Genomic DNA, 22689 nt, shown 5'->3' with positions numbered 1-22689 from the left:
TATGCCCTGTGGGAGAGGGTTAGGGTGAGGGCACTAATCCTTAAAATGTACCGGAATCCATTGATAGCTCTTTCTATCTTTCGAATAAATATAACCAAGTCCTGGGAAAGGTAAGTGTGGAGCTGCAATGAGCTGACCCGCTTTGGCATATTCAGCAAAATGTTTTAGACGCGTTTCAACAGCAGCCTTGGAATCAACATCAAACTCAATGGCAGTTTCGGGTTTGTCAAATTGCAAGCTATGTGAATGTACGATATCACCAATAAATACTACTTCTTGTCCATCTGCTTTCAGTTTAAAGCTGTAATGTCCCGGCGTATGACCGAAAGACGGGTTAAATTCCACGCCACCAAAAGCTAAAGATTTATCTGAAAAGACTTTAATCTTTTTGGCTTTTTCATAGGGTGCAATGGCCGCTTTAACTTTTTCAACCGTGCCCAAGAAACCGGCTTGCTGTTCTTTCGGCAGTTTTTTGACAGTGTTTGGACTCAGCCAGTAGTCATATTCGGTTTTTGAAATATGCAACGTCGCGTTTGGATAATTTGCTATACCGTTATTGGATATGCCACACACATGGTCAGGATGTAAGTGTGTCAGGAAAATGTCATTCACTTGCGTAGGCTGATAACCTGATGCTTTGAGATTGTTATAAATGGAACCTAAATGTGCGCCAAAGCAGCTTGCAGCACCGCTGTCGACCATCAGCAGTTGATTACCTGTATTGATGAGGAAGGCATTGACTGAGGTTTGAATGCCTTTGGCTTGATCGGCATGGTATTTCTTGAGAATTTCGGTTTTTTCGGTATCGCTCAAGCCTTTAAACATGGATGGATTGAGGTAGTTTGTACCATCGAGTAGGGCGGTGATTTGAGTATTACCGATTTGATGATGGTAGTAGCCCGCAACTTGTTTTTGCGTCGGAATGGTGGTGGGTTCAACTGCTTGTGTGGTGACGGCTATGGTGCTTAGTGCAAGTGCTAGGAGGAATGGTTTTAAAGTTTTCATAATTACTCTTTATTTGATAATAAATTTTCAAGTTTCCCAAATTCTGTTAATGTCAGTTTAGGATTCTTCGATGCTTCATTTAGAAATAAATGAGAATTTTTTAGAATTAAGTGACATACAGTGCCTTTTTCTAAAGTTCTATTTGATAAGCCAATATCTTTACGCATCGCTTTAAATAGATCCTCCATTAGAAAAAATGATTGAGCATTTGGTTCTGATATAGATAAATGAGTCTTCCATGTAATGAAAGCTTTAATTACATTTGGGCTTGCCCATAAGATTATTTTACGCTGCCAATCTTGTAAAAAACTGACTAAATCTAAATCGGGGTCTTTGTCGAAGAAGGTATTAAATGTAGAAATTAGAAATTCATCATAAATTTCAACTTTTTTAGCTCGGTGATGGCTTTCTATTTCTTTTATTCTTTCGAAATATTTACCCAAGACAACCGTAAGAGTTGCAATAATAATTGTTGAGGATGCTGTAATAAGAGGGGCAGCTAAGGTTTTATCAAGTTCAGAAAACCATGAAAATATAGAGTTTATAACAAAGTAGACAAAGTAAATTATCCCACCAATTAAACCAAACCCTAAAAGCATATTAATAGCATTCTTCATATTATTCTAACTACTCATTTTTTCTTAAACATATCATATATCTCCGTTATTTAAGAATAATTTATTGTTGAAATTAATTAGTATTGGAGGCGACATGGATGTCGCCGTTCGCTTGTGATACATGGATGTATCATCAAGTGAACAAAAGATTTTTGTTACTTTTGATCTTTCAAAAGTAAGGTACTGCCTACGTAATGAAAATTGAGTTTGGAGTGTAAAGAGGGGCTGTGCTTTTAGACCTCTCCCTAACCCTCTTCTAAAAGGAGAAGGAACACTGCGAAATCAGTTTAATAATGGATTCTCCCTCTCCCTGTGGGAGATGAGAAGCATTGCTTCACAAGGGTGAGGAAAATAAAATAATAAAAAAGCCCCTACAATGTAGAGGCTTTTTCTTATCTTGGGTTTTAAATCTTAAGACACTTTATCACCCGGTTTAGCACCAGATTCAGGTGAAATCACCCAAACACCTTCGCCATTACCAGCCGCCAGTACCATACCGTTAGAGATACCAAAACGCATCTTACGTGGAGCGAGGTTCGCTACCATCACCACCAGTTTGCCTTTCAGGTCTTCAGGCTTATAGAACTCACGAATACCACTAAACACATTACGTGGTTCAGCTTCACCGACATTTAAAGTGAGTTGTAAAAGCTTGTCAGAACCTTCAACGTGAGCCGCTTCCAATACTTCAGCCACACGTAGGTCAACTTTCATAAAGTCATCAATGGTGATGATCTCAGCTTCACCGACTTTAGGTTCAGCTTTCTTCTCTTTGGCTTTTTCTTTTTTCTTCTCAGCTTTCGCAGGTTCAGCAGCAGGCGCACCTAAAGACTCTTTAGAAGCATCGACCATAGCAGCCACAGCTTTCGGATCAACACGTTGCATCAATGGCTGGAACTGAGCAATTTCGTGTGCAACCAGAATTTGCTTGCGAGATTCAAAATTAAAACTTTCCAGTTTCAGGAAGTCCTGAACCTGAGCAGCCAGAGTAGGCAATACTGGAGACAGGTAAATCGCCAATTGACGGAACAGGTTGATACCGACTGAACATACGTCGTGAACCTGTTGTTCTTCACCTTCAACTTTAGCCAGTGCCCAAGGTTTTTTCTCGTCGATGTATTGGTTGGCTTTATCAGCTAACGCCATGATTTCACGAATCGCAGTTGAGAATTCACGTGCTTCGTATGCTTTGGCAATCGAATCACCTGCATCGATAAAGCTTTGAACTAGTTCAGGCTCGGCACAAGTTGCAGATAGTTTATTGTCAAACTTGGTGTTGATGAATTTCGCACAACGGCTGGCAATGTTCACCACTTTACCCACCAGGTCTGAATTCACTTTCTGCACAAAGTCATCCAGATTCAAGTCAGAATCTTCAACCTTGTCTGAAAGTTTAGAGGCGAAGTAGTAACGTAGGTATTCAGGGTTCAGGTGCTGTAAATAAGTTTCAGCTTTAATGAACGTACCACGTGACTTCGACATCTTCTGACCGTTGACAGTCAGGAAGCCATTTACGAATAAGCCAGTTGGGGTACGATAGTTGGCACCTTCCAGCATTGCCGGCCAGAACAGCGCATGGAAGTAAACAATATCTTTACCAATGAAGTGATAGACTTCATTTTCAGAATCTTTTTTCCAGAAATCGTCAAAGCTCAGGTCAGGACGTTTGGTCTTGATGTAATTTTCAAAGCTCGACATATAACCGATTGGCGCATCAACCCAAACGTAGAAGTATTTGTTTGGTGCATCTGGAATTTCAAAGCCGAAATAAGGCGCATCACGGGAAATGTCCCAATCTGCCAGACCTGCATCGAACCATTCATCGAGCTTGTTCGCGATGGATACTGGCAGACGGCCTTCATCACGGGTCCATTTTTGCAGGTATTCACCAAAGTTTGGCAGTTTAAAGAAGTAATGATCCGATGATTTCTCAACTGGAGTCGCGCCACTTAAAGTTGATTTGGGATTGATTAGCTCAGTCGCGTTATAAGTGGTACCACACACTTCACAAGAGTCGCCGTACTGGTCTTCAGCCTTACATTTTGGGCAAGTACCCTTGATGAAACGGTCAGACAGGAACATGCCTTTTTCAGGGTCGAACAGTTGGGTGACAGGACGAACTGCAATATTGCCCGCTTCACGGTTCTTGATATAAATCTCTTGAGAACGTGCTTTATTGGTATCGCTATTGGTTGAATCGTAGTGGTCGAAATGCACGCCAAAACCGTCAAAATCACGGATATGTTCTTTCTGAACATTGGCGATCTGTTCTTCTGGAGAAATGCCATTCGCTTCGGCACGCAGCATGATCGCAGTACCGTGAGCATCATCCGCGCAGACATAGGTCACATCATGGCCCATCGCGCGCATGGCACGTACCCAAATATCAGCCTGGATATAGCCGAGTAAGTGGCCCATATGGATGGGACCATTGGCATAGGGAAGGGCATTGGTGACTAGGATTTTACGCACGGATTAACTCTCTCATTCGTATTCATTATGCAATGGGCCATAATTTTACATGATGCAGAGGGGATTACAAAGAAATGCTTTGGCTAAAATGCAACTTGGAAAATGCCTTGAATATTCAAAATACAAAGCTTGATATCTTCCATTAATCTGCCAGTTAAAAATTTGATTAAGTTACGCATGTACAACCTCCTGCAAGTAATAGCAACAACATGTACAGGCTTTGTTGCAGTTTGCTTACTTCGTCCGATTCCTTACATGCTTTGTGCTAAAAAAGCGGTTTGAATAATTATATGAATGACCTTAGGAGGGTACCTCATGACTCAACAAAACCAGAGCAGTACTTCAAAGCAAAATCAGGACAAGCAACAACACGCTCATGCAACGAATGATCAGATGGAAAAAGAACTCAAGCAAAACGAAATCGATAAACAGCATAATCAAGAGCATCAGGAAGTATTAAATACTCAGAAACATCATACTGATGAAAAAACTGAAACCACCAAGATGGATGATTTAAAAGCTAAAGCCATTTCGATTGGTGAAGAGCTTTTACAAAAAGGTGAAAAGATTCTGAATGAGCTGAAAAATGGTAAACCTGAAGCCAAGCAGAACAGCGAAGCCAATGATTCAAAACAGTCAGCGCAAAGATTAAATGGCAAAGCAGAACAGCAACATGCCAATGGTCAGGATCAGCAAGATCGTATGACTTATCTTAAAGATGAAGCCATCCATAAGCTGGAAGATACCAAACAGAAGATTACCGATCTGGTTCATGAAGCAACCACTAAACTGAGCGAACTGAAACAAATGGCGACAGATACCTTGAACAAGATGAAAAAAGAGCAGTCTAAATCAGAGGACGCAGAAGATAAAAACCCGCCTCAAGAGGCCAAATCCAAAAGTGATCAGAATTCGGCTGATCAATCCAAATAGATTACCTTTATAAAAATAAGAATGATCCCGAGCTTGGGTGCGCTTTATGAATATGTAGCTGTCGCCCAAGCGAAACTTAAATTTTTTGTGATAAAAATAATCCGAAGTTAATTATCTGATCGGAGAGGTTGAATCAAAAGTGTTTTATGAAATGGTTTAAACCCACTAAATTGCTTGGAAATAATAGATATTGAGATAACTTCTGAAACGGAATGCTTAACCTGGAGCTAAAACCCCGTTAAACTAAGTGATTCAGATGTCTATCTATATTTTTGGAGTAACCTATGTCGTGGCTTTCTTCGCTTAAATCGGTTTTTTCGCCTTCCAAGGAGGTGAACGAAGAAGCTGTGCAGAACGTACTGCAAAACTATATCTTGCCAAATTCCAACAATGCCTTGAAAGACCGTATTACTCAGGTCAATGTACAAGGCGAGATTCTGCAAATCACCGTTAATACCTATCCGGAAGAAAAAGAACAGCTACAGCAGATTCATGATGAACTGGCTGATGCGCTGGAAAAATGCGGGATTAAAGAGCTGAATATGCATGTGATCCAGCAGAAAACCGGTCATAAAGCAGGTGGCTGTGGCCATCATCATGCCGAGGGTGAAAGCTGCTCCAGCCAGTCACAAACTGCTGCGCCAAAATCTAGTCTGCCTCCAGTCGTTGATGCTTCTGGCAAAACCGCTCAAGCTGCAGAAGCTGATCCAAACAATCCACCCATCCAGAAAGCTGCACCACAACAACGTGATGTGCCAAAACATCCACGTATCCAGAATGTGATTCTGGTGTCTTCCGGCAAGGGTGGTGTCGGTAAATCAACGACGACTGTGAACTTGGCATTAGCCCTAAAAAAATTAGGTTTGCATGTTGGTGTGCTGGATGCAGATATTTACGGTCCAAGTATTCCAACCATGCTCGGTAATGCGGGAAAAACCCCAATGATCGAAGCTGAGCAGTTTGTTCCACTGGATGCTTATGGCATGGCGGTACTGTCCATTGGTCACTTAACCGGTGACAACAATACGCCTGTGGCTTGGCGCGGTCCGAAAGCCACTGGTGCCTTGATGCAGCTATTCAATCAAACTTTATGGCCAGATCTGGATGTGCTGATGATTGACATGCCACCAGGTACAGGGGATATCCAATTAACGCTCGCTCAGCGTATTCCAGTCACAGGTGCTGTGATTGTGACCACACCGCAAAATGTGGCATTGTTGGATGCAACTAAAGGTATTGAATTGTTCAATCGTGTACAGATTCCAGTGATGGGTGTAGTCGAGAATATGTCGACTCATATCTGCTCGAACTGTGGCCATGAAGAGCAGATCTTTGGTACTGGCGGTGGTGACCAACTGGCAGAGCAATATCACATTCCATTGCTTGGCCGCTTGCCTTTGAATGCAGTGATTCGTGAGAATGCTGATGCCGGAACGCCGTCAGTAATTGCGGGCGATGAAGCAGCAGATAGTTATATGGAAATTGCAGAAAAAATTGCAGCAAAATTACCGAAAGCTGAAAAAGATAAAACTCGTATTTTCTAATCAGTAAAATTTGAGATTTAAAAAAGAGAGCCTCGGCTCTCTTTTTTATTATCAGGTCGTAGAAATCTGGTTATGTTTCCTGGACTGAATAACATTAAACCCAATCGCAATAATCACCATGATGGTGCCGATAATATCGGTCATGGTTTCCGGCACAATCATCATGAGTGCACCTACACCGAGGAAAATGCGCCAGAACCAGTTCATGCTAGCTTTAAAATACCCTTCGACTGCGGCCCCCAGTGCCAGAATGCCGACAATGGATGTTACAGTAATACTTAAAATGACATTCCATGCTGGTAAGGCAAATTCTTTGGCATTCACGGCAATATCTGTCGTATCAATCATCAGCATCGCCGGGTTATAGACGAACAGGAATGGCACAATAAAACCAGCCAGTGACAAGCGTAGGGCCAGAAACCCCGTACGCATTGGATCACCACCGGCAATTCCGGCCCCGGCGAAGGCGGCCAAGGCAACGGGTGGGGTAATATTGGCAAACAAGCCAAAATAGAACACAAACATATGTGCGACTAAGATTGGAATATCGAAGTTGGCTAAAGCAGGCGCTGCCATAGTCGCGGTAATGATATAGGCCGGAATCGATGGCAAGCCCATACCCAAAATCATTGATGCAATCATGGTAAAGAACAAGGTCAGGAACAGACTGCCCGCACCGATGCTCATGATTGAAGAGGTCATTACCGAGCCAAAACTGGTTAAGCTCACCACACCAATAATAATCCCCACCACCGCACAGGCGGCCATCACTGAAAGTGATTGTTTGGCACCATCTGCTAAAGCTTCTAGAATTTCCTTAGGCCCCATCCGGGTGGATTTCTTGAATGCTGCGACCACAATGGTCAATAAAATCGTATAAACAGCGGCATAACTCACTGGAATCGACTGGAATAAAAAGAATACCAAAGCAACGATCGGAAATAATAAATGTCCTCGTTCTTTCAGGACTTCTTTCACTCTTGGCAAGTCAGCTTTGGGCACACCTTTCAGGTTATCCCGGCCGGCTCTGAAATGGACTTGTGCCATCACACCGAGATAATACAGCAGGGCAGGCAATACCGCGGCTAAGGCAATGGTGCCGTAACTGACACTTGTAGTTTCTGCCATAATGAATGCGCTGGCACCCATTACTGGCGGCAAGATCTGTCCGCCAACAGAAGCACTGGCTTCAACAGCACCGGCAAAGTTTTTGTGATAGCCAATTTTTTTCATTAAAGGAATGGTAAATGAACCGGTTCCCACCACATTGGCAACGGCAGTACCATTAATACTGCCCATAAAACCGCTGGAAATCACCGCAACTTTGGCTGGCCCACCTTGCTTATGCCCGGCAAGTGCCATAGCCAGATCATTGAATAATTTTCCCATTCCTGATTTCGCCAGAAATGCACCAAACAGGATAAATAGGAAGATAAAAGTTACTGAAGCCCCAATGGCTGATGAATATAAGCCTTCAGTTTTGAGATACATCTGCCCGAATATATCGCTCAATGTATAAGGACGGGTCAGCAAGCGATCTGGCATCCAATCAAAATGACTGACAAATGGATAGCTCAAGAAAATCAGTCCCAGGATCGGCAACATCCAGCCCATTACCCTTCGAGCAGCCTCAACCACCAATACTACCGTCATAATCGAGAAGACAATGTCCAGCGTATTGGGAATGCCTCCCCGGGTGGTCATAATCGCTTGATACTCTTTAAACAAATAAAAGAAAGAAGCAAAAGAGGCGATCACCCAAATCCAGTCTGTCCATGCGACTTTTTGTCGACTGCTGGCTTGACGTGCTGGATAGAGCAGGAAAATCAGCGCCAGACCAATGGAGACATGCGCTGCACGTTGAATCAGTTCGGGTAAGGGATTAAAAGTAATATAAAGATGAAATAAAGAATAGGATATTGCCAAGGCAGCAATAAACCAGCGAACCGATTTGTTAATCGGATTGCGAGTGACAGATTCACGGTCAAATTTTTCTAATAATTCTTGTTGCTGTTGATCATCCAGTGCTTCGGTCACATTTCTTGTTTCTTGTGGATTCATAGGCAATCATTTAAACCTCTTTTTTTCCATAGGCTGTCTTTTCTTATAGAAAGTTGTACCGTGCTGTAGTCGGGAAAATCCTTATAAATATTCCAGATACGATCAGCACTCTCAATTTGTCCCTGCATTCTGCGTGAAATCACCCAATTGATTTCTTTCATCTTCCGGTTGATTTGCATATGGATGTTGCCATCTTCCTGTCGAGTAATAGTACCTTGATCAGGTGTACCCGCACCAAATGAAATGAACTGAGTATCTGTCAGAATGAAATGGTCCTTGTCTAGACGATAACGTTCTTTCCACTGTGTTCTTTCTACCGAATGCATCCAGCTTAGCTGAAAAGATTTCTGGTCAATTTTGCACTGAAAATTTTGTTCTTTCACTTCCACAAAAATATACGGAAATGTCATCCAAACACAGCTAATAAAAAAAGCAGCCAAACCAAAAAGTGCAGCAATTGCTGCACCTTGTATCCATTTCATCAGTTCGCTTTATTCTCATCATAGAATTTTTGCGCACCCGGATGCAGTGGAGCAACCAGACCTTTTTGTGCACCTTCTAAAGTGATTTCTTTGGCTGCCTGATGTGAGTTAGCCAGTTGATCCAGACTAGAGAAGAAAGTCTTGGTCAGCTTATATACATCATCGGTAGAGAGATCTGAACGAACCACCAGTGCATTCATGATCGCAGCTGTAGGAATATCTTCAGCATTACCATAGGTACCTTTAGGAATGGTCATCGGCAGGAAATAAGCCTGATCTTTGGCAATGGCTTTGACTTTGTCTGGATTGATGCTGACCAGTTGCAGGTCAAAACCTTGTTGTAATTCCATGAGTGAAGAGTTTGGAATGCCACTGGTCAGGAAGGCTGCATCCAGTTTGCCGCCTTTCAAGGCATCAGCTGCTTCAGCATAACCAAGATAATCTACTTTGACATCATTATAGGTAATCCCAAAACCATTCAGCAGGGTACGGGCATTCACTTCTACACCTGAATTCTGTGCACCCACGGCAATTCGCTTGCCTTTCAGGTCTTCAATATTTTTGATACCAGAGCGTTTTGAAGTTACGATTTGCACATAGTTTGGATAAAGAGCAGCGATCTGCTGAACATTGTCAATTTTAGAACTAAAACTGCCTTTACCATTAATGGCTTCAGTCAGACTGTCACTCATCACGAAGGCCATTTCAACTTTGTTCTGTTTTAATAAATTCAGGTTCTCAACAGAAGCCCCGGTGGTCTGGGTTTTGGAACTCACGCCGTAGGTCTTGTTATAGATTTCAGCCAATCCTGTCCCGATGACATTATAAGGGCCTGAGGCGCCACCTGTAGCAATGTTCACAAAGCGGGTTTGTAGCTTATCTGCAGCTACGCTTTCACCAGATGCAGCCTGATCGGCAGATTTGTTTTGAGCCTTATCATTTGAGCAAGCAACTACGCCTGATAGCGCTACACTCATGACTGAAAGTTTGATCCATTTATTCATATATGACTCCTGATATTATTGTGTAATTTTTAAAAATATTGTTAAAACAACAATGTATGAAACCGTCTGGATGTTGAAAAATGTGAATGATCAATTGTTGTTCTGGTACAATCTATCAGCAATTATTTTGCCTGAATACCTTTAATAGCATTTTTTTCAAAAATTTACGTTATCAATATGTTGAAGAAAATAAGCAGGATACATAGCTTGGACTTATCATTGAAATATGCCTAATTAGCTCTTTAATAAAAGCATCACCGGGAACGTCATTTCAAGATTCTGAATGAAATATAGCCATCAAGGTGCAGCTTATTTTCATTAAGGTAAAATTCAGTTAAAGTACGTCGCAATTACTGATTTTAATATTTTGGATTGACATCAATGGCAATTAAGTCTGATCGCTGGATTCGCGAAATGAGCGAAAAACACGGCATGATCGAACCGTATGCAGAAAACCAGGTCCGTTTTGATGAAAATGGTCAAAAGCTCATTTCCTATGGTGTTTCGAGCTATGGCTATGACGTTCGTTGCGCACGCGAGTTTAAGGTATTTACCAACGTGCATTCAGCGATTGTTGATCCGAAAAACTTTGATGAAAAAAGCTTTATCGATATTGAATCAGACGTTTGCATTATTCCACCCAACTCATTTGCCTTGGCGCGTACAGTCGAATACTTCCGCATTCCACGTAATGTGCTGACCGTTTGTCTGGGTAAATCAACCTATGCGCGTTGTGGGATCATCGTTAACGTAACGCCGCTAGAGCCTGAGTGGGAAGGCCATGTGACTTTGGAATTCTCAAATACGACTAACTTGCCGGCACGGATTTATGCAGGTGAAGGTGTAGCGCAAATGCTGTTCTTTGAATCTGATGAAATTTGTGAAACATCCTATAAAGACCGTGGTGGTAAATACCAAGGCCAGACAGGTGTGACCTTGCCAAAAGCATAATATTGCTAATACATTGAATAAACGGGACTTAAAGTCCCGTTTATTTTTTTAGAATTTCATTCATCGGAAACTTTGGCTTTTTGGTCACGATATTTTGGAATTCGATATAAAAATAAGCATAATGACAGAAATATATCTATAAAAGATGCTAACAGCATCATATAAAAAAGCACTGACTCGGCTGGGAAGCTTAAGGATAAAAAAGTAGTGCTTAGCATAAGAAGGATGTTTGACATGATTCAACAACGGACATATTCATTTCGTGCGAGTTACTTGGCTATGTTGGTCAGTCTATGCATGAGTCCAGCAACTTTTGCATTACAAGAGTTGTCGGACACTTCTTTGTCTGAGTCGACAGGAGAGGGTGTAGCTCTTGTTTTAGATAACTTTAAAATGGTATTTCAGGGACCAAAAGATCTTTCTGCAGGTTCAAGTTATGCGCGAGGTCTAGCAGACCCGGGACAATATGACACAGGTTTTATTCGTATTATTCCAACGGGTGAAAATTATGACCAGCTTTCAGAGCGTGCATTTAATAATGTTTATCAGCCGGCTTATGATGCACAATATCAAGCATCCTATAATGCAACATATACTAATTCCAAGAATGCAGAATATGCTCGTATTTATGATTCTGAGTTTCAGACAGCTTATGCTGAAATTAACACAGCACAACGAACAAATTATATAAATTACGAGAAGACTTTTGTTGCGGGAACAGTAGCTCAAGAGCGCTATAATTATTATATGAATAATAAATATAATGGAATAGCTTATTTGTTATGGACTACTGCGCGTAAGCAAGAGGCAGCAAGAAATGATGCGACTAACGATGTAAATAATGTACAAACTTATATTAATCAAATTAATACTAAAGTAAACAATAGAATAACTTCTGAGGCGAATACTTTGGCAGATGACCGTGCCAATACAAAAGCAGAACTATTTGCACTCAACGCTGTAAAATTGCACACAAATCAGCAAATTCGAACAACAATAAATGCAGCAACGGATATTAAGAATCTAAAAACTAAGGCGGATGTTTTTATCTACGGTTTAGCATTATCTAAAAGTGATAATGATTTAAGTAGCCGTTTTAGTAACCAGGGCTTTAATTGGGGGAGTGCAGATAACCCATGGTTAGTCCATGCAGGTACAGCTGAGAAAGTGAGACAGTTTACCATTACAGAAAAAGACGTTGGCTACATTGCGATTGAAGCACCCTTGATGTCAGTCACCCCTACAGAAGCGGATAATAATATTAAACTTGGTTTTTGGGCCGATATTTTTGCTCGTGGTTTTAATACAAATAATGCGGTGGATCCTATTACAGGTGGACCTACTGGAGGTCTGGATCAAAGTGAACGTTTGCGCTTACAGTTCATCGCCAATGGTTTAAGTCTAAATGGTTCACAAGTTCGACTCTTTCAAACCTTACCGTCAAGTAATTTAAACTATAGTGAAACATTAGGTTTAGCGAGTTTAATTCGTTTAAATACTAATGATCGACCTGAAAATTTAACACGCGCTAGTGCTGATTTAAATGCTAAAGGTATACGTATTAGCACAGCTGCACGTGATAATAATTCTGATGGTGCAGGCCCAACACCAGCGTTAAACAATTCAGTAGCACCACTATTTAATCCAGTTGAAGGTTTATATTTGTATAGTCCAAATATTAACTTGGTATTAGGTAACATGTATCAGCCATTTATTGTGGGCTCTGAAGGCAATAACATTATTTTAGAAGTGACCCGTATCCCGGATATTAAAGAAATTTATACCCAAATTTATCAGAATTATGGAGGTGGTTTAGGTTCATCTGAATTACAAGGTAGTACATGTAATGTTTATCAGTGTGGAACGCCAATTAAAAACCACAGCACAGATTTAAGTGCTAATTATCAGGGACGGAGTGCAACCCATAGTAGTATTTCGATAGGTTCGGTAGAGCGACTCCCAGGAACGAATTTGTTGCGTGCCAAGCAGGATACAAATTCAACTGGCATCGTCTTTAAAAGTCCAACAGGTAATTCTGTAAACTTGGGTTCTGTAGCGATTGATGGCGTGTTAATCCAGCATCTAAAAATTCAAACAACAGGTCTATAAGGGAGTGCGGATATGTTGAAGTCTATTTTGTTAGGAACATTATGTCTGACCTCTGCAATGAGTTATGCTGGATTGGAAACACTTGATAGTGCAGAAATGACCAAAATCGCTGGTCAGGGTGGTGCGGAGCTTAGTTGGACTTTATCACTGAATCATCTCTATGCAACAGACTTAAGCAAGCAAAAGATTTCAGAAGTAGATAGTTTAGGGAATGTAGAACGGGCATTTTATGTTTTAGATCCTGAAGCCTGCGGGGCTAATAAAGTGTTTTGTCGTTTAGCCTTTGCACCCAACAATCATCTAGATGATGAGGGAAATAAAAAGTGGCTTGTCTTCAAAGGTATACAAGGCACATTGCAAATCGATAAATTTTCTATAGATGGTACTACGATAATTAATGCTGCTAGTAAACCACAGACAGCCATGCAAATTAGGTTTGAAGATGCTTATCCTCTAAAAATTCGTAATTTAGGATTCAACACCGTATCTATTGAAACGGGAACGGGTGAAGGTGAACTAGAAGGCTATGCCAATACCCCAACCTATCAGACTTATAATCAAAAAGTTATTGATGCTAATGGTAATATCACGACTACCTCTGTAGAAGTACCGAGTTTTGATAAAGGCACAGAAAAAGGTTTCCTTGGACTCAATATACATGGCAATTTACATCTGGATGGTACTTTAAAAATATTTAGTTATAACTGTTCGGGCGCGGCAGGAAGCCGTTGTTAAGATTATTGCTTTGCAGGGCTGCATAAGGGTATAAATAATGAAAAAAGCATTAAAATTAAAAACATTGACCATTTGTATTGTGCTTGCACACCAGCAAGCTTATGCGCTTGAAAAAATTGCAGAACAGGATTTATCTAGTGTTACTGGCCAGGATGGTCTTGTAATTACTCATGAAATTAGCAAAGCAACGGCAGAACAAATTAATTGGTACGATCCTCAACCGAACAGCAATACGATGATGGGGATAGGCCTACATAATTTTAATATGGAAGCTAAGCCAGGACAGTCGATAAAAAGCCAGCTTGAATTTGACGTTGGAGCTACAGAACAAGGGGCAGGAATAAGATTAGCAGCCAGTATTTCACCGTTTACAGCCAATGCAGATTTAAACCTTGTTAAAACTACATGTAGTGATACAGTTTGTGGGCCAGGTGATAATTCAATCCGCATACAAGGTCAACAGGATACAAACTCCTTAGGTGAAATTGGTTTAAGCACTTCTACACCGCTCAGTGTTGTATTGCAAACAAATGCAGGACTTTTTAATAAGAATGAGAAGGCGAGCATTGATTTTAGACTGCAAAATGCCACGATCAGTCATCAATTAGGTGGGAATAGCCTTATTCTAAATGATTTTAACTTCAATTTTGCTGGCCAAGGCTATATGTATGTAGCCTCTGATGAAGGACTTGTACTGACTAGTAGAAATGGTGATCAAGATCATTATATTAATTTAGGACGTGTTACTGATACATCTGAAGTAGCTACAGGTAGAACAGCAACCAATCCTGGAGTGAATATTGATTTACGCTATAACTCACCTGATGCGATTAAAGAACAATATACTGAGAATGGCATTGAAAAAGAAAGAATTATTGGCTACACCATAGAAAAGTCAAATAAAAATCTGATTCGTATGGGAGCTTCAGGTGCAGTGACCAACGCACGTCTTGCACTATCTGGAGATCAAACCAAGATCGCAGATTTTGATATTGGCAATAAAGATAGTAATGGGGATTATGTTCGCTCAATTCAGACAGCAGCGAATTATAATAATTTAGTCGGTGCGGGTGGTTTGCATTTAGCTTTATCAGCAGATTTCACAAGTGAAAGTGATACTAATTTACCAGCGAGTATGATGCCTACAACGTTAGAAATAGGCCATACTGGAAAAGATAGCTATGCAATTGAATTCTCTAAAATAAGACCATTAACCACACGGGATGATGAAGGCGAATTGCATGGTAAAAATGCCTATATTGATTTTGGAAATATTTATCTCAATACAGTGGGGGGTAAAGAGCTTGATTTTATCGTGAATGATAAATTGAAAACGACTTTAGGCGCAGAGGATAATACCCTAAAACAAATATTAAGTGATACCCCAGATGATTTTGCTTTGATCGCAATTCGTGGTTTTGATTTTCAAGCAATCGCTGCTAAAGCACGTTTCATATCAGATAACTCATTACCTGAACTCACTGCCTCAAGTGGTTCATGGGGAATTGGGATACCAGTTTATAACCTAAATGCCAATGTTGCGCTAAAGGGAACTAGCTATTCTTATGATGGTTCGACCAAGCAAGGCATTGGTTACAATATCATGGCATCTACAGAGGGCTATGGGATCGATGCAAAAACGGGTTTGCCAAGCACGACATCAATTATTTTAATTGATGGAGGAACAGGCAAGCATGGCGAAGCCGTAAATTACTACGCTGGTTTAAGAAATATTGATGCATTCATTGAATCTAAAGGCGTCATCGGTTATGAAAACCGAGGAATATTGATTTCTGCAGAGAAATTGGTCTTTGCTGCAAATGCAGAGTTGGCAATTGGGCAATTACCAGGTTCAAAATATAACTGCACAAATGAGGCTGCTTTATGTGGTACTTATGTCGCGCACGATAGTTTTGCCAAACGAGATGATGTACTTACTAATATTGCTTTCATGATTGATGGAAGTGGTCAATTATTAATTATTCCAGGTGTAGACCCCGTACAAGCTTCAGAACGCACCAATTTCTTGTCCTATGAAGGTAAGTTTAAATTCTCCCAATTGAGTTCTGCAGAGCTTCAAAATGACACAGTATTAGGCAGTTATTTAAGTATCAGCAATGAAGATGTTGATGAGTTAGGTAAGTTACAAGTTTCAGCACTTAATTTAAATAAAATGCAAGGTGAAGTGGGATTGAATGGAAATATCCGGTTAAGTGAAGATACTGTAGTAATGGATAATCAGGTTAATTTTAACCCTTCCAAGAATATTGCAGACCCATTTAGAGTAAATTTTGCGATGCAAACCAATAGTGGTCCGATGCAGAAGATTGCGGATATCGCACTGACTGGAGGAACAATACGCAGTACTTTAGGGATTACGCCACGTTAATCGTGAAAAGGATGGAACAATGAAAAAATTAATATTAAAAACTTTGGTTATGTCCATGTTTGGGGTGGTGACAGCAGGGCATGCGATGACCGCTTTAACTGAGCAGGAATTGTCAGTAGTAGACGGTCAGGCATTACTGAATTTACAAAATAGTTATGATCAGAACCAATCAATCAACTTTCATAAAATGAGTATTCAGGCCTTAATGGAGCTTAACCTTAATGTCAAGTCGTTACAGTTAGGTTGTGGTGGAGATCGAGGTGCTGGTTGTGATATTGATATTTCTAATATTGCATTAAGTGGTCTAAATACGGGAACGATTACTGATAATAATGATCCTTCTTTTGGAAGCCCAACTTTTGATTCGAGCCGTGCAGCAACAAGTGCAAGTATCACCAACCCATTTTTAGAATTTGCCATTAAAGGAGATTCAGCTGCAACTCGAGAAGTAGTTGGTTTTCGATTAGGTGCAGAAAGTATTATTGGTTTATTAACTTTAGGTACAGATAATACAAAAACACCCAATGATGGTATTCAAAGTTTTAGTGGCTATATGAAAATCGCTCAAACACAGGGGGATGTTACGACAAAGCAAGCCACGTTTGGTGATTCTGTTAATGAACAAATCGAGGGTTATCTGAGAGCACTTTTAAATGACCGTACGTTTACAAGTGATTCTACTAATTCCAACAATACAGGGATTACAGTACCCAGCATGAAAGTGGGATTTTCTATGCCTGAGACTATTGTAACTGGGGTAAGAAAGCAGAATGCAGAGGTCAAGGGAATTAAATCAAAAATTGAGAAAATACCATTGGCAGCTGGCAGTGGTGTAGCTGGAATCAGTGATTCTTTATTTGAAAATGATCAACTATTTGTGAGGTTCCCTGCCATATTAGGGCTTGCAAGTTCAGCAAAATTTAAAATGGCTAATGGATCTATTATTAAAGACTTAAACATGGATATCACCTTCAATCAGGCTTTAAGCATGATTCATAATGTTCCCTTGACTGGGACGGGTGGATATTTATCCATGCAAAAAGAGGCTGTAAAATGGGCAGATACTGATACAGCTGATATTGCTCAACCAGGATGGTGGCTGTCATTTAAAAATCCTGTCCAATTAGGATATTTGCAGGCTGAACAGGAGGTAGACATTTCTGCTGTATTACCACAGGTAGCCACCTTAGTCACACAATTCTTAACTACAGAAGCGAATAGAATTCAAGTCAATGCTTTAGAAGCTATTGGTTCATTATTATCAGTACCAATTTCAAAAAAACTGGAAATTGATTTGGGGAATTATACTGTAACGAATCCTGCAACCATTACTTTAAGTAATGAAATCTTAAAAAACCAAAAGGTAACGTCGAACTGCTTTGGTAATTATAAATTCTGTTAATCCTGCAATAAAAAATCCCGCTCTACGCGGGATTTTTTATTGTTAAAGAAAATTATTTCGCAATTTTTGCCAATAATTCTTCTTTAGACAGGTTTGCGGATACTGCATCACGGCGGCCTTTATATTCAAAAGTACCGGCATCTAAACCTTTCTCACCAATCACGATACGGTGTGGAATACCGGTTAATTCAATATCCGAGAATTTCACACCTGGACGTTCGTTACGGTCATCCAGCAAGACATCGAAACCAGCAGCTTTTAGTTCAGCATAAAGTGCCTCAGCAGCTTCCATGGTACGTGGTGACTTGTGTGCATTCATTGGCACGATTGCAATTTCAAAAGGTGCAATCGCCTCAGGCCAGATAATACCTTTTTCATCGTAGTTCTGTTCAATTGCAGATGCTACAACACGTGTTACGCCAATACCATAACAGCCCATCGTTACAGTGAACGGCTTACCATCTTCACCTAGAACTTTACAGCCTAGAGCTTCTGAGTATTTTTTACCTAACTGGAAGATATGGCCGACTTCAATACCGCGTTTGATTTGCAGTACGCCTTTACCATCTGGAGAAGGATCGCCTTCAACCACGTTACGCAGGTCATAAACTTCGGTAAACTTCGCATCACGTTCCCAGTTGACGCCAGTCGCGTGCTTGTCTGCTTCGTTAGCACCGGCTACAAAGTCAGAAAGGACAGAGGCTGCACGGTCCACAATAACAGTAATGCCTTTTTCAACCAAACCTTGTGGACCCACGAAACCAGCCGTTAAGCCAAGTTCAGCAAGTTGAGCTTCAGTGGCAAATGTCAGTGGAGCAGCAATCAGAGGATGTTTCTCAGCTTTAATTTCATTCAATTCATGGTCGCCACGCAGGAACAGGGCAACCACTGGCGCAGGCTGCCCAGCTTCCTTAGCCACGCCTTGAACCAGTAATGCTTTTACGGATTGTTTAGCATCAGTACCTAAGAATGCTGATACTTCAGCAATAGTTTTCTGGTTGGGTGTATCCACCACTTTCAGTTCTTGCGTTGGTGCAGCGCGTTCGCCAACCAGAATTGCTTCAGCCATTTCAATATTGGCTGCGTAATCGGATTCAGTTGAGAAGGCGATATCATCTTCACCACTAGACGCTAATACGTGGAATTCGTGCGAACCTGAACCACCGATTGAACCGGTATCTGCCTGTACTGGACGGAAATCTAAGCCTAAGCGGGTAAAAATCTTGCAGTACACTTCGTACATTTTGTCGTAAGTTTCTTGCAGAGATTCCTGATCCGCATGGAAAGAGTAAGCATCTTTCATAATGAATTCACGTGAACGCATCACACCAAAACGCGGACGGATTTCATCACGGAATTTGGTTTGAACCTGGTAGAAGTTTGCAGGCAATTGTTTGTAACTTTTTAGTTCGTTACGTGCCAAATCAGTGATGACTTCTTCATGTGTTGGACCTAGTACGAAATCGTTGGTATGTCGGTCTTTAAAGCGTAAAAGTTCAGGACCATATTGCACATAACGGCCAGATTCTTCCCAAAGTGATGCAGGCTGAGTTACAGGCATCAAAACTTCAAGTGAACCCGCATTGTTCATTTCTTCACGAACGATCGCCTCAACTTTATTTAATACGCGAACGCCCATCGGCAGCCAAGTGTAGAGACCTGAAGCCAATTTACGAATCATACCGGCACGAAGCATGAGCTGATGTGAAATAACTTCAGCATCGTTCGGGGTTTCTCTCAACGTTGCAAATAAAAAGCGACTCGCGCGCATGGAAACTGTCCTAAAAAATTAAGCGTTAAAGCAGAGATTATACAATAAAAAATGAGGTGATCATTTTGAATGTCACCTCGTTACATGGTCTGAATTATGACATGATTTTACGGGCTTGGCGCAGCATAAAATTCTTAAAGTCATCCAAATAGGTGAAGATCACTGGAACGACCACCAGCGTCAGCAGAGTCGAAGTAATGACCCCGCCGATGACGGCATGTGCCATCGGAGCACTCTGTTCACCGCCTTCACCAAGTCCAAGAGCCAGCGGTACCATCCCCATTACCATGGCACTCGTGGTCATCAGGATTGGACGCAAACGGGTTTTACCAGAAGCAATAATGGCTTCATAACGATCTTCACCTCGATCCATGGCCTTCTTGATAAAGTCAATCAGCAGGATCGCATTTTTAGTGACAAGGCCCATTAGCATGATAATCCCGATGATCGAAAACAGGTTCATGGTGGAATTAAACAGGAACAGGGCCAGGAATACCCCGATCAGAGATAAAGGCAGGGATGCCATAATGGCTGCCGGGTGAATAAAGCTGTTGAACTGTGAACCGAGCACGATATAGATAAACACAATCGACAAAGTGATTGCGGTTAATGCATACCCTGCAGATTCAGCCATATCGGCATTGGCACCTTGGGTATCGAAGCTATAACCCGGTGGCAAGTCAAATTCTTCTTGCAATTTGCTAATGTCTTGACCGATATCACCAGCAGGACGACCAGCAGTATTGGCTTCGACCAGTACTTCACGCGCCAGATCGCGGCGGTTAATTTGTGACGCACCAAGCTTCTCTTCGAATTTCGCCACGCTGGATAAAGGCACCATGATCGGTTGGCCATTGACATCGGTCTTGTTTGAGTTGAGATACAGGTTCTGTAGATCATTTGGCAAAGTACGTTTGTCTTCAGTCAAACGAAGATTGACATCATAGGTTTCACCTTTTTCATCTTGCCAAGTGGTGACATCATCACCCGCAATTAGTGGGCGAACGACATTGGCAATCTGGTTCACAGATAGACCTAGGTCGCTGGCGAGTACACGATTCACTTGAATATTGAGGGTTGGTTTAGGTTCTTTCAGTGAAGATTCCAGATCGACAATACCTTCAATTTTCGCCATTTGCTGCATAAAACGGTCGGAGATTTTTTGCAGCTCATCCAGATCAGGACCTTTGATCGAGATCATAATAGGCTTTTGACCCCCCGACACGGTTTCATCAGCAGAGGCGACTGAAGTAATGGTAATACCGCCAACCGACTTCAGACGGTCACGGAATTCATTGTTCAGGTCTGTTAATGTCTTTTCCCGTTCAGTACGCGGGGTGACCGTAACGCGCAGACTGACATGGTTTTTGCCCCGGTCGGTGACGCCGTTGATCACACCATAAGTTGCATGTACATCTGGATGCTTGCGGATGATTTCATCCACCTGTTTCAGTTTAGCCTGTGAATATTCCAGAGATGCATCGACTGGGGTTTCAAACTTAATTCGGATTTCGCCTTTGTCTGGAACTGGCACAAATTCGGTCCCGATCAGTTTGGACAGTCCTAGGGCGCCAAACAGTGAAGCCACTGCGATCAGAATGGTGATGAATCTAAAACGTAATGCCAGCTTGAGCAGCTTTTCATAAATATGGCTTAGATTGTCCAGTTTGTTGGAAACCCAGTTAAAAAAGCGTTTCAGCGGATTCTGTTTTTTATTAGGATCTTTTTTACGTTCCGCCCAGTGCGCAGATAGCATTGGATCCAGAGTGAAACTGACAAACATCGAGATCAGGACTGCGGTACTTACAGCAACACCGAACTGGTAGAAGAACCGGCCAATAATTCCGCCCATAAACGCTACCGGTAGGAATACCGCCACAATGGTTAATGTCGTTGCTAATACAGCTAGACCAATTTCTTTGGTGCCATCCAGTGCTGCCGTGACATGATCCTTGCCCATATCACTATGTCGTACGATGTTTTCCCGAACGACAATGGCATCATCAATCAGCAGACCAATACATAGCGAGAGGGCTAGTAAGGTCATCATGTTGATGGTAAAGCCAAACGCCCAGATAAAGGTTAGGGTGCCGAGCAGAGAAATTGGCAGCGTCAGACCAGTAATAATGGTAGAGCGGAAGGAACCCAAGAATAACAAAACGATGACGACAGCAAGTATTGCACCTTCAATAATAGTACGCGCGACATCACCAATCGTACCGCGGATACTTTTAGAGGAATCCACCACAACTTTCAAAGTAGTACCTTGCGGTAACTGGGCTTTGATGCTTTCTAATGTTTTGTAAGTCTGGTCAACCACTTCAATCACGTTGGAATCAGAGCTACGCAGAATATCCACGGCAACGGCAGTTTTACCATTCAGGAATGCACCTGTTTCCAGTTCGGCCTGACTGTCCTCAATGTTTGCCACCTGTTTCAGGAAAATCGGGGCACCATTTTTATTGGCAATCACCAGGTCGCCAAAGGCAAGGGGATGCAGTACTTTGGAGTTGATCTCAACCACCAGCTCTGAATTTCCGGACTTTAATGTACCGCCCGGCACTTCGATATTTTCAGATTTTAATGTGTTGATGACACTGTCCACGCCAACGCCAAAGGCCTGCAGTTTTTGCGGTTCCACCTGAATCCGGATCTGGCGCTGTGCATCGCCGAGCAGATTCACGGTACCAACACCGGGTACCGTGCGCAGTTGCGGTACGATGCGCTGATCCAGATAAGAACTTAGGGATTTTAAATCCATATTATTGGATTCAAATACAATCGACATCACGGCATTGGCAGATGGGTCATAGCGCTCTACCACCGGTTCCTGAATTTCATCGCGGAATTCGGCAGTGACGGATGCAATCTTGTCGCGGACATCCTGTGCAGCGGTAGTAGAAGGAACATCCAGATTGAATTCGGCGGTGATCATCGACAGACCTTCACTGGACTGGGAAATCACCTGCTTTAAACCGGAAATGGTATTGATCTGGTCTTCCAGCTTTTTAGTGATTTCTGATTCCACCGTTTCAGGAGAAGCACCCGGATAGTTGGTATAGATCACCACAAAAGGGAAATCCACATCCGGGAATTCTTCCACACCCATGCGTTGCCAGGACGCCAATCCAAGGACCATCAGGCACAGCATCATCATGATGGTGAGTACCGGATATTTCACACTAATACGCGTCAACCACATCTTATTATTCCC

At 41.8% G+C, this 22689-nt stretch carries 15 protein-coding genes; 7 read left to right on the top strand and 8 right to left on the bottom strand.

Going from position 1 to position 22689, the window contains the following annotated elements:
* Window positions 1–33: 33 nt before the first annotated feature.
* From GW12_RS03365 to metG, 3 genes are all read right to left on the bottom strand, one after another.
* A complete protein-coding gene (locus tag GW12_RS03365; RefSeq protein ID WP_034583362.1) occupies window positions 34–1005 on the bottom strand; it encodes an MBL fold metallo-hydrolase in 972 nt (323 codons plus the stop codon).
* A 2-nt stretch (window positions 1006–1007) separates the two neighbouring features.
* Window positions 1008–1622, bottom strand: coding sequence for a hypothetical protein (locus GW12_RS03360; protein WP_034583359.1), 615 nt, complete (start codon window positions 1620–1622; stop codon window positions 1008–1010).
* 411 nt (window positions 1623–2033) lie between these two features.
* Window positions 2034–4094, bottom strand: a complete 2061-nt coding sequence (metG, locus tag GW12_RS03355; protein WP_034583357.1) for a methionine--tRNA ligase — start codon at window positions 4092–4094, stop codon at window positions 2034–2036.
* A 315-nt stretch (window positions 4095–4409) separates the two neighbouring features.
* On the opposite strand from metG, the gene GW12_RS03350 reads away from it, so the two are divergent.
* Window positions 4410–5027, top strand: coding sequence for a hypothetical protein (locus GW12_RS03350; protein WP_034583374.1), 618 nt, complete (start codon window positions 4410–4412; stop codon window positions 5025–5027).
* 284 nt (window positions 5028–5311) lie between these two features.
* On the top strand, window positions 5312–6571 hold the full coding sequence (gene apbC / locus GW12_RS03345) for an iron-sulfur cluster carrier protein ApbC (RefSeq protein ID WP_034583355.1): 1260 nt from the start codon (window positions 5312–5314) through the stop codon (window positions 6569–6571).
* A 51-nt stretch (window positions 6572–6622) separates the two neighbouring features.
* On the opposite strand, the gene GW12_RS03340 is transcribed toward apbC, so the two are convergent.
* Genes GW12_RS03340 through GW12_RS03330 form a run of 3 tightly spaced genes read right to left on the bottom strand, consistent with a single transcriptional unit; the run spans window position 6623 to window position 10118 of the window.
* The gene (locus tag GW12_RS03340) at window positions 6623–8632 is read right to left on the bottom strand and encodes a TRAP transporter permease (protein WP_034583354.1); all 2010 of its coding nucleotides are present in this window, start codon (window positions 8630–8632) and stop codon (window positions 6623–6625) included.
* A complete protein-coding gene (locus GW12_RS03335) occupies window positions 8629–9114 on the bottom strand; it encodes a DUF1850 domain-containing protein (protein ID WP_034583351.1) in 486 nt (161 codons plus the stop codon). The genes GW12_RS03340 and GW12_RS03335 overlap by 4 nt, the downstream gene beginning before the upstream one ends.
* Window positions 9114–10118, bottom strand: coding sequence for a TAXI family TRAP transporter solute-binding subunit (locus tag GW12_RS03330; protein WP_034583348.1), 1005 nt, complete (start codon window positions 10116–10118; stop codon window positions 9114–9116). The genes GW12_RS03335 and GW12_RS03330 overlap by 1 nt, the downstream gene beginning before the upstream one ends.
* Window positions 10119–10499: 381 nt before the next feature.
* Here GW12_RS03330 and dcd point away from each other — a divergent pair, with 381 nt between their 5' ends.
* The 5 genes from dcd (at window position 10500) to GW12_RS03305 (ending at window position 17704) form a co-directional block, all read left to right on the top strand.
* Window positions 10500–11069 carry a dCTP deaminase gene (gene dcd, locus GW12_RS03325; protein ID WP_034583345.1) on the top strand — a complete coding sequence of 190 codons (570 nt, stop codon included), beginning with the start codon at window positions 10500–10502 and terminating at the stop codon, window positions 11067–11069.
* Window positions 11070–11303: 234 nt separating this feature from the next.
* A complete protein-coding gene (locus tag GW12_RS03320) occupies window positions 11304–13178 on the top strand; it encodes a hypothetical protein (RefSeq protein ID WP_034583371.1) in 1875 nt (624 codons plus the stop codon).
* 12 nt (window positions 13179–13190) lie between these two features.
* Window positions 13191–13913 carry a hypothetical protein gene (locus GW12_RS03315; RefSeq protein WP_034583342.1) on the top strand — a complete coding sequence of 241 codons (723 nt, stop codon included), beginning with the start codon at window positions 13191–13193 and terminating at the stop codon, window positions 13911–13913.
* A 37-nt stretch (window positions 13914–13950) separates the two neighbouring features.
* Window positions 13951–16302 (top strand): DUF6160 family protein, encoded by a 2352-nt coding sequence (locus tag GW12_RS03310; protein WP_034583339.1) that lies wholly within the window; start codon window positions 13951–13953, stop codon window positions 16300–16302.
* A gap of 19 nt (window positions 16303–16321) precedes the next feature.
* Window positions 16322–17704 (top strand): hypothetical protein, encoded by a 1383-nt coding sequence (locus GW12_RS03305; RefSeq protein WP_034583336.1) that lies wholly within the window; start codon window positions 16322–16324, stop codon window positions 17702–17704.
* A 52-nt stretch (window positions 17705–17756) separates the two neighbouring features.
* On the opposite strand, the gene GW12_RS03300 is transcribed toward GW12_RS03305, so the two are convergent.
* Both GW12_RS03300 and GW12_RS03295 read right to left on the bottom strand, forming a co-directional pair.
* Window positions 17757–19475 carry a proline--tRNA ligase gene (locus GW12_RS03300; protein WP_034583335.1) on the bottom strand — a complete coding sequence of 573 codons (1719 nt, stop codon included), beginning with the start codon at window positions 19473–19475 and terminating at the stop codon, window positions 17757–17759.
* A 94-nt stretch (window positions 19476–19569) separates the two neighbouring features.
* Entirely contained in the window at window positions 19570–22677 is a 3108-nt protein-coding gene (locus tag GW12_RS03295) for an efflux RND transporter permease subunit (protein WP_034583333.1), read from the bottom strand.
* Between the last annotated feature and the right edge of the window lie 12 nt (window positions 22678–22689).

Origin of the sequence: Acinetobacter sp. HR7, assembly GCF_000773685.1 — a bacterium.
In the GTDB taxonomy this organism is placed as follows: Bacteria; Pseudomonadota; Gammaproteobacteria; order Pseudomonadales; family Moraxellaceae; genus Acinetobacter; species Acinetobacter thermotolerans.
This window is presented reverse-complemented; position numbering and strand designations above follow the sequence as displayed.

Excerpts from the sequence above, each read along its gene's own strand:
- GW12_RS03365 (WP_034583362.1), bottom strand. The coding sequence starts at position 1,005 with ATGAAAACTTTAAAACCATTCCTCCTAGCACTTGCACTAAGCACCATA.
- GW12_RS03360 (WP_034583359.1), bottom strand. The coding sequence starts at position 1,622 with ATGAAGAATGCTATTAATATGCTTTTAGGGTTTGGTTTAATTGGTGGG.
- GW12_RS03350 (WP_034583374.1), top strand. The coding sequence starts at position 4,410 with ATGACTCAACAAAACCAGAGCAGTACTTCAAAGCAAAATCAGGACAAG.
- apbC (WP_034583355.1), top strand. The coding sequence starts at position 5,312 with ATGTCGTGGCTTTCTTCGCTTAAATCGGTTTTTTCGCCTTCCAAGGAG.
- GW12_RS03340 (WP_034583354.1), bottom strand. The coding sequence starts at position 8,632 with ATGAATCCACAAGAAACAAGAAATGTGACCGAAGCACTGGATGATCAA.
- GW12_RS03335 (WP_034583351.1), bottom strand. The coding sequence starts at position 9,114 with ATGAAATGGATACAAGGTGCAGCAATTGCTGCACTTTTTGGTTTGGCT.
- GW12_RS03330 (WP_034583348.1), bottom strand. The coding sequence starts at position 10,118 with ATGAATAAATGGATCAAACTTTCAGTCATGAGTGTAGCGCTATCAGGC.
- dcd (WP_034583345.1), top strand. The coding sequence starts at position 10,500 with ATGGCAATTAAGTCTGATCGCTGGATTCGCGAAATGAGCGAAAAACAC.
- GW12_RS03320 (WP_034583371.1), top strand. The coding sequence starts at position 11,304 with ATGATTCAACAACGGACATATTCATTTCGTGCGAGTTACTTGGCTATG.
- GW12_RS03315 (WP_034583342.1), top strand. The coding sequence starts at position 13,191 with ATGTTGAAGTCTATTTTGTTAGGAACATTATGTCTGACCTCTGCAATG.
- GW12_RS03310 (WP_034583339.1), top strand. The coding sequence starts at position 13,951 with ATGAAAAAAGCATTAAAATTAAAAACATTGACCATTTGTATTGTGCTT.
- GW12_RS03305 (WP_034583336.1), top strand. The coding sequence starts at position 16,322 with ATGAAAAAATTAATATTAAAAACTTTGGTTATGTCCATGTTTGGGGTG.
- GW12_RS03300 (WP_034583335.1), bottom strand. The coding sequence starts at position 19,475 with ATGCGCGCGAGTCGCTTTTTATTTGCAACGTTGAGAGAAACCCCGAAC.
- GW12_RS03295 (WP_034583333.1), bottom strand. The coding sequence starts at position 22,677 with ATGTGGTTGACGCGTATTAGTGTGAAATATCCGGTACTCACCATCATG.